General features: G+C 55.7%; 11 protein-coding genes. 6 read left to right on the top strand and 5 right to left on the bottom strand.

Annotated features, from left to right (window positions below):
- Nucleotides 1-2 precede the first annotated feature (2 nt).
- The 3 genes from queA (at nt 3) to QOL67_RS05585 (ending at nt 3159) form a co-directional block, all read left to right on the top strand.
- Nucleotides 3-1052, top strand: a complete 1050-nt coding sequence (queA, locus tag QOL67_RS05595) for a tRNA preQ1(34) S-adenosylmethionine ribosyltransferase-isomerase QueA (protein ID WP_283424987.1) — start codon at nt 3-5, stop codon at nt 1050-1052.
- A gap of 118 nt (nt 1053-1170) precedes the next feature.
- The gene (locus tag QOL67_RS05590; protein WP_283424986.1) at nt 1171-2436 is read left to right on the top strand and encodes an MFS transporter; all 1266 of its coding nucleotides are present in this window, start codon (nt 1171-1173) and stop codon (nt 2434-2436) included.
- A gap of 147 nt (nt 2437-2583) precedes the next feature.
- The gene (locus tag QOL67_RS05585; protein WP_283424985.1) at nt 2584-3159 is read left to right on the top strand and encodes a DUF924 family protein; all 576 of its coding nucleotides are present in this window, start codon (nt 2584-2586) and stop codon (nt 3157-3159) included.
- A gap of 3 nt (nt 3160-3162) precedes the next feature.
- Here the strand turns inward: QOL67_RS05585 and QOL67_RS05580 are convergent, their stop codons facing one another.
- Nucleotides 3163-3615 (bottom strand): hypothetical protein, encoded by a 453-nt coding sequence (locus tag QOL67_RS05580; RefSeq protein WP_283424984.1) that lies wholly within the window; start codon nt 3613-3615, stop codon nt 3163-3165.
- A gap of 158 nt (nt 3616-3773) precedes the next feature.
- On the opposite strand from QOL67_RS05580, the gene lpdA reads away from it, so the two are divergent.
- Entirely contained in the window at nt 3774-5168 is a 1395-nt protein-coding gene (gene lpdA, locus QOL67_RS05575; protein WP_283424983.1) for a dihydrolipoyl dehydrogenase, read from the top strand.
- A 59-nt stretch (nt 5169-5227) separates the two neighbouring features.
- Nucleotides 5228-6394, top strand: coding sequence for an MFS transporter (locus QOL67_RS05570; protein WP_283424982.1), 1167 nt, complete (start codon nt 5228-5230; stop codon nt 6392-6394).
- 49 nt (nt 6395-6443) lie between these two features.
- Here QOL67_RS05570 and QOL67_RS05565 read toward each other — a convergent pair whose 3' ends face one another.
- Genes QOL67_RS05565 through QOL67_RS05555 form a run of 3 tightly spaced genes read right to left on the bottom strand, consistent with a single transcriptional unit; the run spans nt 6444 to nt 7586 of the window.
- Complete coding sequence (locus tag QOL67_RS05565; RefSeq protein WP_283424981.1) at nt 6444-6812, bottom strand: DUF1761 family protein; 369 nt, start codon at nt 6810-6812, stop codon at nt 6444-6446.
- Nucleotides 6809-7234: an SRPBCC family protein gene (locus QOL67_RS05560; protein ID WP_283424980.1), complete on the bottom strand. Its 426-nt coding sequence runs from the start codon at nt 7232-7234 to the stop codon at nt 6809-6811. The genes QOL67_RS05565 and QOL67_RS05560 overlap by 4 nt, the downstream gene beginning before the upstream one ends.
- The gene (locus tag QOL67_RS05555) at nt 7227-7586 is read right to left on the bottom strand and encodes an ArsR/SmtB family transcription factor (protein WP_283424979.1); all 360 of its coding nucleotides are present in this window, start codon (nt 7584-7586) and stop codon (nt 7227-7229) included. Before QOL67_RS05555 ends, QOL67_RS05560 begins: the two co-directional genes overlap by 8 nt.
- Before the next feature lie 245 nt (nt 7587-7831).
- On the opposite strand from QOL67_RS05555, the gene uvrA reads away from it, so the two are divergent.
- Nucleotides 7832-10693: an excinuclease ABC subunit UvrA gene (gene uvrA, locus QOL67_RS05550; RefSeq protein ID WP_283424978.1), complete on the top strand. Its 2862-nt coding sequence runs from the start codon at nt 7832-7834 to the stop codon at nt 10691-10693.
- 41 nt (nt 10694-10734) lie between these two features.
- On the opposite strand, the gene QOL67_RS05545 is transcribed toward uvrA, so the two are convergent.
- Nucleotides 10735-11169: an excinuclease ABC subunit A gene (locus QOL67_RS05545; RefSeq protein WP_283424977.1), complete on the bottom strand. Its 435-nt coding sequence runs from the start codon at nt 11167-11169 to the stop codon at nt 10735-10737.
- Nucleotides 11170-11290: the final 121 nt, after the last annotated feature.

Below are 11290 nucleotides of genomic sequence, written 5' to 3'. Positions count from 1 at the left end.
TGATGCAGCTTTCTGATTTTGATTTTGACCTCCCTGAATCTTTGATTGCGACCCGGCCTGCCGAGCCACGCAGTTCCGCGCGCCTTTTGGTGGCCAAAGGCGGCGACATCACCGATGGGGTTGTCACGGATCTGGTGGATCTGTTGCAGCCGGGCGACCGGCTGGTGCTCAATGACACCAAAGTGATTCCGGCGCGGCTTTCTGGCTATCGCGTGCGCCAAGGGCCAGAGGGCGAAACCCAATCGCGTATGGACGTGACGTTGTTGGAACCGCGCGCAGGCGGGGCTTGGGCGGCATTGATCAAACCTTTGCGCAAAATTCGCGAAGGCGAAGAGATTGTCTTTGCTGCCGGGCTGAGGGGGCGCTTGCTGTCTAAAGAGGACGGGCAGGGGCTGGTGCAGTTTGACCTTGAGGGCGACGATTTTGATGCGGCGCTGGAGGCGGCGGGCAATATGCCGTTGCCACCCTACATTGCCGCCAAACGCGCGGCGGATGAAAAAGACAAGACCGACTATCAGACCGTGTGGGCCAAACATTCCGGCGCTGTTGCAGCGCCCACGGCCTCGCTGCACTTTGATGATGCACTGCTCTCAGCGCTAAAAGCCAAAGGTGTGCAATTTACACATGTGACTCTGCATGTGGGGGCTGGAACGTTCTTGCCGGTGAAAGTCGACAACGTGAAAGAGCACAAAATGCACGCCGAATGGGGGCGTGTGACCGACGCAGCGGCAAGAGAGATCGCCGCAACCAAGGCGGCAGGTGGCAGGGTGATCCCGGTTGGCACCACAGCGCTGCGGCTGATTGAAAGTGCAGCGCGGGAGAGTGGCGTGGTTGGGCCGTGGGAAGGCAACACGGATATTTTCATTTATCCTGGGTTCACGTTCAATGTGGCGGATGCGCTGATGACCAACTTTCATCTGCCAAAATCCACATTGATGATGCTGGTGAGTGCCTTGATGGGGCAAGACGAGGTCCGTATGATTTATGATCATGCGGTGAAGGAAGGCTACCGGTTCTTCTCTTATGGTGATGCGTCTCTGTTGGTCCCCTAGTCACTTTTCTACGACGATGCCGTAAAACGACCTGACGCTGTCGCGATTGAGTGCGATGGCATTGGTTGTGTTTTGCATATCGGCTCATCTGTAAAAGAGTCGTATTGAGGATCGTTCAATGGGTCAGTTTGTTAAAGGCGCATGGCCGCTGTTGCTGGGAATGCTGTTGCTGATGGTGGGCAACGGCATGCACGGCACGTTGCTGGGTATTCGCGGCGAGGCGGCCGGATTCTCAACCTTTGAAATGTCGATGGTGATGTCGGCCTATTTTGTTGGTTTTCTGGGCGGTAGTCGCATGACGCCGGAATTGATCCGTCGTGTTGGACATGTGCGGGTCTTTGCAGCGATGGCCTCGATGATCTCCGCTGTGTTGATCCTGTATCCGACGCTGGAGCATCCGGTGGCCTGGATCGCTGGTCGTACGTTGATGGGGCTGTGTTTCTCCGGCGTGTATGTGACGGCGGAAAGCTGGCTCAATAATGCGGCGACCAATGACACACGCGGCAAAGCGCTGTCGATTTACATGATGGTGCAGATGTTTGGCATTGTGGCCGCGCAGGGCATGCTGACCATTCCGGACGCCACAGGGTTCCTGTTGTTTGTGATCCCCTCGGTGTTGGTTTCGATTTCATTTGCCCCCATTTTGCTGTCGGTGTCGCCGACTCCCGCGTTTGACACGACCAAACCCATGAGCCTGAAGGAGCTGTTCAACAACTCTCCTCTTGGTGTGGTCGGCATGTTCCTACTTGGCGGCGTGTTTTCAGCTCAGTTTGGGATGTCCGCGGTGTTTGCGACCCGCGCTGGTTTGAACTTGAGTGAACTGTCGTTGTTTGTGGCGGCTTTTTATGTCGGCGCAACAGTGTTTCAGTATCCGTTGGGTTGGATGAGTGACCGGTTGGATCGCCGGATTCTGATCATGTTTGTGGCGGCGATTGGAGCGGCTGGTGCAATGATGGGCTTTTGGGCTGGGGACAACTACCAGATGCTGCTTGTAGCTGCGCTCTTCATTGGTGGTTTTTCAAATCCGCTCTATTCCATGCTGATTGCGCACGCCAATGACTTCCTTGAGTATGAAGATATGGCAGCGGCCTCAGGTGGCCTGGTGTTTGTGAATGGCGTTGGTGCCATTGCAGGGCCGTTGATCACCGGTTGGATGATGGATGCCATCGGACCTCGCGGATACTTCATTTATCTGGTGATTCCGCTTGCCGCATTGGGTCTGTATGCAGGATACCGCACCACCCGTCGTCCTGCGGCGCCCGTGGATGAAACCGGCAGCTACACCGCCGTTATGCCAACCGCTTCTGTGGTTGCGGTTGAGGTTGCGCAAGAGGTTGCGATCGAAATCGCGATGGAAGAAGAGCAGGAAGCTGCCGCAGGGTAAGCAAGGCTTTGCCACTGTTAGCGCAAAAGGTCGCGAGCTGTGTCGGGATGTTGCATTTTGTGACTATTCTTTCTTAATTTTCTGGGTGTAACCTCCTAAGTACTAAGCGTCTTTTAATTAGGCGGAACAGGCAAAAGGAGAAGGGACATGGTGGGTCCCGAAGAAGTACTTTCGTTTTGGCTCGATGAAGTTGGGCCGAGCGGGTGGTATGTGGTTTCCGAAGAGTTGGACGACACGATCCGGCAGCGGTTTGAGGCAACATGGAATGAGGCGCGGGCTGGTGGACTGGGGCAATGGTTGACCTATGCCAGCGGTACGCTGGCGTATTTGATCCTGACAGATCAGTTTTCGCGAAACATGTTCCGCGGCAGCGGCAAAGCCTTTGCCAGTGACAGCAAAGCACTGGCAGCAGCAAAATTAGCGATCGACAAAAAATGGGATCAGAAGATCGACGGGCCGGCGCGGCAGTTTTTCTTCCTGCCATTGATGCATTCGGAAAACCTCTGTGATCAGGAGCGCTGTGTGCGCATGTTCGTGAAGCGGATGGAAGATGGCGACGGCAATCTGTTGCACGCGCAAGCCCATCGTGAGGTTATCCGTAAGTTTGGGCGTTTTCCGTATCGCAATGAAGCCCTCGCGCGGGCGTCCACTGAAGTGGAAATGGCCTATGTCGCCAATGGTGGCTACGGCGCAACCGTGCGGGAACTGCAGGCGGCAGGCTAGCCGTTATTCAGAAGGTGTGCTGGCGCCCGGCGTGGTTTCGGGCGCGTAGCAACTTGCCACGGCGCCGATGCGGCCACTTAAACGGGTGGCCACATCATCCAAAGCTGTCTGCATCAAGGTTTCTGGCGTGTCCGCGAGGCGCGCCAGGCTGCTGTTGATACCTTCCAATTCCAATTGCAGCGCGTTGGCGCGGGTTTGCAGACGTTCGGTGGCTTGCGCGGTCAGGGCTGAGCTTTCCAGGGAAACGCCCGCAAGATCGCTACGCAAGTTGGCAACCTCGCTACGCAGATCCTCAACCTTGGTTTCCAGCGGCTGCACAATTTGTAAGTTTTGCGCAAAACTGGCGACAACACGTTCCGCGGTGGCGGACAGGCGCCAGAGGAAAAACAGACAGATTGCCACCAAAATCAGGGTGGCGTTTATCATGGCGATAAGCAGATCTTTGATCGTTTTCATGGCAAGGTTCCCGACTCGATGACGCGAGCGCAGTGTGCGCTGCTCCTTGCGCGACCACCAGTCAATAATTGCGCGTAAAACGGGCGGTCCCCTTTGTTGAAGGTCCTGCGGAGTTCCAGTAGGCTTGCCAAAAGACATAGCGGGAGGCGGGGAATACCATGGCCAGCAAGAACTTCGACATGATTGTGATTGGCGCAGGGCCGGGGGGCTACGTGGCTGCTATTCGTGGCGCGCAACTGGGCCTTAAAGTGGCTATTGTAGAGCGTGAACACATGGGCGGGATCTGTCTGAACTGGGGTTGTATTCCGACCAAAGCGCTGTTGCGATCCGCAGAGGTGTTTCACCTGATGGAGCGGGCCAAGGATTTTGGCCTGAAGGCGGAAGGCATTGGCTATGACATTGATGCGGTGGTGAAACGTTCGCGTGGGGTGGCCAAACAGCTGAGCTCAGGTGTCGCGTTCCTGATGAAGAAGAACAAGATCGCGGTCTTCATGGGAGAGGCGACTTTGTCGGCCAAAGGCAAAGTGTCGGTAAAGGGCGAAAAGGGTGTTGAGGAGCTCACTGCGAAGAACATCGTTTTGGCGACTGGTGCGCGGGCGCGGGAATTGCCTGGGCTCGAAGGTGATGGAAAGCGGGTCTGGACCTATAAGGATGCGCTTGTGCCACCACATATGCCCAAGAAGCTGTTGGTGATTGGTTCCGGCGCGATTGGGATCGAGTTTGCGAGTTTCTACAACACCTTGGGTGCCGAGACCACGGTTGTTGAGGTCATGGATCGCGTACTTCCGGTTGAAGATGCGGAGATAAGTGCCTTTGCTAAAAAGCAATTTGTCAAACAAGGCATGACCATCATGGAAAAATCCACGGTCAAGAAATTGGATCGCGGTGCCGACAAAGTCACGGCGCATATTGAGGCTGGCGGCAAGGTTACAACGCAAGATTTTGACACGGTGATTTCCGCGGTTGGCATTGTGGGCAATGTCGAAAACCTTGGACTTGAAAAGCTGGGGGTGAAAATCGACCGGACCCATGTGGTGACGGATCAATACTGCCAAACCGGCGTGGACGGGCTGTTTGCGATTGGAGATATCGCAGGTGCGCCTTGGCTTGCGCATAAAGCCAGCCATGAAGGTGTCATGGTGGCAGAGCTGATTGCGGGCGGGAAGCCACATCCAGTGAAGCCGGAGAGCATCGCAGGCTGTACCTATTGCCATCCGCAGGTCGCCAGCGTGGGCTATACAGAAGCGAAAGCCAAAGAACTGGGATATGACGTGAAAGTTGGTCGCTTCCCGTTTATGGGCAACGGAAAGGCGATTGCCTTGGGCGAGCCAGAGGGCATGGTGAAAACTGTGTTTGACGCCAAAACTGGCGAACTTTTGGGCGCGCATATGGTGGGCGCTGAGGTCACCGAGTTGATCCAAGGCTATGTGGTTGGGCGTCAGCTTGAGACCACTGAGGAAGACTTGATGCAGACGGTGTTCCCACATCCAACACTGAGCGAGATGATGCATGAAAGTGTGTTGGATGCTTATGATCGGGTGATTCACGTTTAACGAACTTAACTTGACCATGGCGCGCATCGGGTTTTTGAACGCGCCATAGAGGTTTTTCAGTGTCAAAACAACAGAGTATGCTGCCGGTTGTGGTGATCTGGCTGGCCGGCGTTGGTGCGGCGGGGCAGTTTGCCAAAATTAGCGTGACGTTTGACCACGTCGGAAATGCGTACCCGGAGGCTGGTGCCCGGTTGGGCTTTGCCTTGTCGATACTGGGTTTGGCAGGGATTTTCCTTGGTGTCGTGGCGGGTGTCCTAGCGACCAAGATAGGCATGCGTCGCACGTTGATTGGTGGGCTTGGTCTCAGTGCTGCGGTGTCATTTGTGCAGGCGCTGGGGTTGTCGTTTGATGCGTTTTTGCTCAGTCGGGTGATTGAGGGTTTGGCACATCTGGCGATTGTGGTGGCTGCGCCGACGCTGATTGCCAAAGTGTCGCCACCAGAAAAGCGCGCCTTTTCTCTGACGCTATGGGGCACGTTTTTTGGTGTGGCCTTTGCGCTGTTTGCCTGGGTGGGGCGGCCTTTGGTGGAGGTTTTTGGGCTGAATGCGATGTATTTTGCGCATGGAGTCTGGATGGCTGCTAGCGTGCTGGGCGTGGCGACCATTGGCTTGCCTGATGAGCGGGCGTTTGAAGTTACGGACGCACTGTTGACCCTTGGTGGTGTGCTCAAGCAGCATTGGGTGGTCTATCGCTCGCCATTTATGAACGCGGCGGCGGTGGGGTGGCTGTTTTACACGTTCTGCTTTGTCAGCCTGCTGACGCTTTTGCCGCCGTTCATCGCACCGGAGTGGCGCACGTTTACGGTTGGGGCAATGCCACTGATGAGCATGATCAGCTCGATGACGCTTGGGGTTTGGTTGCTACGTTTCTGGCGCACCGTACACGTGATCCAAACTGGGTTTCTGATCTCCGCCGGAGCCGCCCTTGCGCTGATCTTGGTGCCGGGATCGCCGTTTGCGTGTTTGGTTTTGGCCGGTGCCTTGGGACTGATCCAAGGGGCAAGTTTTGCGCTGGTGCCAGAGTTGAATGACACGGCCGCGGATCGGGCAAATGCAAATGGGGTGTTTGCGCAGGCGGGCAACTTTGGCAACACCATTGGCACACCGATCCTTTTGGCGGTGGTCGCAGTGAGTGGCTATGGTGGCTTGATGTTGGTGTCGGCGATACTTTTGCTGATTGGCGCTGCGTTACATCTGGTGTTGGAGCGGGCGCGTGCGCGTGCCTGAAAACACAAAGCCCCGCGAAATGGCAGGGCTTTGTGCGTTTGTTGTGAGCTTACAAAATGGCGTGCGCCAAAATCATCAGTACGCCGGAACCAAGCACATAGCTGACATCCACGGTGATCGCGAAGCGTGACTTGTTGATCCAGGCGCCGGTGTTGGCCACGTAAGCGGCGCACGCGAGAATGGCGAGGAGGGCCACTGCCAGGTTCTGTGTGGTTTCGCTCAGAGCAACGATATAGGCCAAGAGTGCGATCGCAATCCAATTGGTGACCAGCGGCCCCATTGGCATTTTTTCAGGCGGCGTTGGGTCGATGTTGCTGCCCTCGGCCCAGCGTTTTTGCAGGCCCAAAACGGGGCCGTAGATCAAAAATCCAAAGGCGGCTGAGGCGACAAAGCCAGCAATAAATGCGATCCAATTCATAGGGTGGTCTCCAATGCTTCCAAGATGCGTGTCCAGCCACCTTCGTGGTTGTCGCGGCTTTCTTGCGACGGGAAGCGGACGTGTGTGAGGGTCAGGTTGGTACCGTCATTGGCGGCTGTCAAGATTAGGGTGACCTCGCTATCCTCTTGAGAATAAGGGGAAACCCATGTGAAGCGCAGGCGGTTTGCGCGATCAATTTCGAGGTATTCTCCTTCGTGCGGCCAGCCTTCTTCGACATCGGAGGCCTGCATCACCACACGAAACCGGCCACCGACCACAGGGTCATTGCTGGCCTCCGGCACAGTCATTCCCGGGGCAGGTACCAAAAATTTCTGCATCATTTTTGGGTCAAGCCAGGCGTCAAAAACACGTTCTGGTGGGAAAGGTAGAAAGCGGGACACTTCCAGCGCTAGGTCAGTCATTGTTGTCTTCCTCCAATAGGGCAGCTTCGAGGGCGTCCAACCGCAGCGCCCAAATGGAGCGCAGGTCGGCAAACCAGTTTTCGATTTGCGACAAAGGACCCATTTGCACCTCGATGAGGTGTTCCCGCCATTCTGTGCGGCGACTGGCCAAACCTGCAGCTTCCAGCACTTTGATATGCTTGGAGATTGCGTTCAGGCTCAGATCAAACCGGGCGGCGATGTCCGTGACCTTCATGGGGCCGTTTTGGGCCAGAAGGGTCAGGATCGCACGCCGGTTTGGCTCTGATGCCGCCTTGAGAATGGCGCTCAATTGGTCCGTGTCGTTTCGTTCAACCATATGGGTGAATAACATGAGGTCCCAGGTCAGTCAACCACTTGGGGGAATGACAGCATGACGAAAGGTGCGCAAGTTTGAAACACATCCAGATTGGCCTTCAAAATGTGGTCTTTGATACCTATGTCCAGAAATTGCGATCGGTTCGGGGCGCCGCAGATTCTGTCTTGGCGAACTAAAATGTTCTCTGTATGTTCGCGATATCTGGTTGGCAGAGGGGCAGCGATCCCCTATGTCTGGTGCCGTATCCGTTGGGGGTTTGAATGGCCGAGCTGAAGAACATCGAAGTGCGTGGCGCGCGCGAGCACAATCTGAAGTCGATTGACGTGGACATTCCGCGCGATCAGCTGGTGGTGATCACCGGTCTGTCGGGCTCTGGTAAATCCTCATTGGCGTTTGACACAATCTATGCGGAAGGGCAGCGGCGCTATGTCGAGAGCCTGAGTGCCTATGCGCGGCAGTTCCTTGATATGATGGAAAAGCCGGATGTGGACCACATCAGCGGCCTGTCTCCAGCGATTTCGATTGAGCAGAAGACCACCTCTAAAAACCCACGTTCGACAGTGGGCACTGTGACGGAGATATACGACTATTTGCGTCTGTTGTTTGCCCGCGTGGGCACGCCATATTCGCCTGCCACAGGTCTGCCAATTGAGGCGCAGCAGGTGCAGGATATGGTTGACCGGGTCATGACGTTGGAGGAGGGCACGCGGGGCTATCTTTTGGCGCCGATTGTGCGGGACCGCAAAGGCGAATACCGCAAAGAGTTTTTGGAGCTGCGCAAGCAGGGTTTCCAACGGGTGAAGGTGGACGGCGCTTTTTATGAGCTGGATGAGCCACCCACACTGGACAAAAAATTTCGCCATGACATTGATGTGGTGGTGGACCGGCTTGTGGTGCGTGAGGGCATGGAGACCCGTCTCGCTGACAGCATGCGGACGGCGCTTGATCTGGCGGATGGTATTGCGGTTCTGGAGACGGCACCCAAGGAAGGTGATCCGGAGCGGCTTACCTTCAGCGAGAAATTTGCCTGTCCTGTCAGTGGCTTCACCATTCCTGAGATCGAGCCGCGCCTGTTTTCGTTTAACGCACCGTTTGGGGCCTGTCCGACCTGTGATGGACTTGGCAAAGAGCTGTTCTTTGATGAGCGTTTGGTGGTCCCTGATGTGACCTTGAAGGTTTATGATGGGGCGTTGGCACCGTGGCGGAAAGGCAAGTCGCCGTATTTCCGGCAAACCATTGAGGCTTTGGCCAAGCACTACGAATTTGACAAAAACTCGCCTTGGAAAGATCTGCCGAAACATGTGCAGCAGGTGTTCCTCTATGGCTCTGGCGAGGAAGAGATTGAGTTCCGCTATGACGAAGGTGGGCGTGTATATCAGGTGACCCGTGTGTTTGAAGGTGTGATCCCAAACATGGAACGCCGGTATCGGGAGACCGATTCAAACTGGATTCGCGAAGAGTTTGAGAACTATCAGAACAACCGCCCATGTGGGGCGTGTCGTGGGCACCGTTTGCGTGAAGAGGCGCTGGCGGTGCGGATTGCGGACAAACATGCTGGACACGTGGTACAGCTGTCGATCCGCGAGGCCTTGGCTTGGATTGAAAGCGTACCCGCGGCGTTGACACCGCAGCGGCAAGAGATCGCAAAAGCCATTGTCAAAGAGATCCGGGAACGGCTTGGGTTCCTGAACAATGTTGGATTGGAATACCTGTCGCTGTCACGAAACAGTGGCACGCTGTCCGGTGGTGAGAGCCAGCGTATCCGGTTGGCCAGCCAGATTGGCTCTGGCCTGACAGGGGTGCTGTATGTGCTGGATGAGCCGTCGATTGGCCTGCATCAACGAGATAATGACCGGTTGCTGACCACGCTGAAAAACCTGCGCGATCAGGGCAATACTGTGATTGTCGTCGAGCATGACGAAGAGGCTGTGCGTGAGGCGGACTATGTGTTCGACATTGGCCCTGGGGCTGGTGTGCATGGTGGGCAGGTTGTTTCGCAAGGCAAACCGGAAGATATTGCCGCTGATCCGGCGTCCTTGACCGGGCAGTATCTGTCTGGTGCGCGTGAAATTGCGGTGCCAACCGAACGGCGTGAGGGCAATGGCAAGTCTGTGACGGTGGTGAAAGCGACGGGCAACAACCTGCGCAAAGTCACGGCGGACTTCCCACTTGGTAAGTTTGTCTGTGTGACCGGTGTGTCCGGTGGCGGGAAATCGACGCTGACCATTGAGACCTTGTTCAAAACCGCGTCGATGCGCCTGAATGGGGCGCGGCAGACGCCTGCACCCTGTGAAACCATCAAGGGGCTCGAACATCTGGATAAGGTGATCGACATTGACCAGCGCCCTATCGGCCGTACGCCGCGGTCCAATCCCGCGACCTATACCGGGGCGTTTACGCCAATTCGGGATTGGTTTGCCGGTCTGCCGGAAGCAAAAGCGCGGGGCTATAAGCCTGGGCGGTTTAGTTTCAACGTCAAAGGTGGACGTTGTGAGGCCTGTCAGGGGGACGGCGTCATCAAGATCGAAATGCACTTCTTGCCGGACGTGTACGTGGAATGTGAGACCTGCAAGGGCGCGCGCTACAATCGTGAAACTCTGGAGATCAAGTTCAAAGGCAAAAGCATTGCTGACGTGCTCGATATGACTGTCGAAGAGGCGCAGGAGTTCTTCAAAGCGGTACCCAGCATTCGCGACAAGATGGACGCGCTGATGCGGGTTGGGCTGGGCTACATCAAGGTGGGACAACAGGCGACAACGCTCTCAGGTGGTGAGGCGCAGCGGGTGAAATTGTCCAAAGAGCTGGCGAAGCGCTCAACCGGGCGCACGCTCTATATTCTTGATGAGCCAACCACCGGTCTGCACTTTGAAGATGTTCGTAAGTTGCTGGAAGTGCTTCATGAATTGGTCGATCAGGGCAACACCGTTGTGGTGATCGAGCACAATCTGGATGTGGTGAAAACCGCTGATCATATCATTGATATTGGCCCTGAAGGGGGGGATGGCGGTGGTAAGATTGTTGCCAAAGGCACGCCGGAGAAGGTGGCCAAAGTGGCAGCGAGCTACACCGGGCATTATCTGAAAGACATGCTGGTGCCGAAGAAAAAAGTGGCAGCGGAATAGGATTAGCGGGCGGTGGTTACAGAAACCTCCGCCCGTTTTCTTTAGGCCGCAACGGCTTGGCGCGGTTTCGCCAGAATGATGGGCAAGATGAACATCAAAAGAAAACCAGTGTTCAGCACCGCATTGAACCATGCGCCGGCTAGGACAGAACCTGTGCTGTCGATCACAAACCAACTCCAAATACCCCAGTGGATGATTGTGGCCCCGGTGGTTGGGTCATTTGCATAAACGCGGATGGTGATTTGCCAGATCATGAAACCTAAGCCGACCATCAGGCCACCGCCTATCGCGGCAAGGACCTTTTCGCTGTTGCCACCAAAGCTCTGCGCGCCGTCGAGCGGCAGGTGTGTCAGGTCCATGAACCAGCCAACGATGCCGTAGTAGCTGCCGGCGAGGGCAAAAAGCGGTATGAGGCCAAAAATCACCGTGCCAATTGAGGTCAGTTTCAAAAGATAGATCGCGCGATCCTGTGTCATGTTTTGTCTCCCACTATGTGTATGCGGGCACATTGCGCCGCTTGGGTGAGGTAAAACAATTACCTGTGGGGTAAGTGCTTTGCTTCCAAAATGCGTTAGAGTGACTGTGAACCTGAGGGAG

Source organism: Shimia sagamensis (assembly GCF_900182745.1).
Classification (GTDB): Bacteria; Pseudomonadota; Alphaproteobacteria; order Rhodobacterales; family Rhodobacteraceae; genus Shimia; species Shimia sagamensis.
Note: the sequence above shows the minus strand (reverse complement) of the source record. Positions and strands in the feature narration are given on the sequence as shown.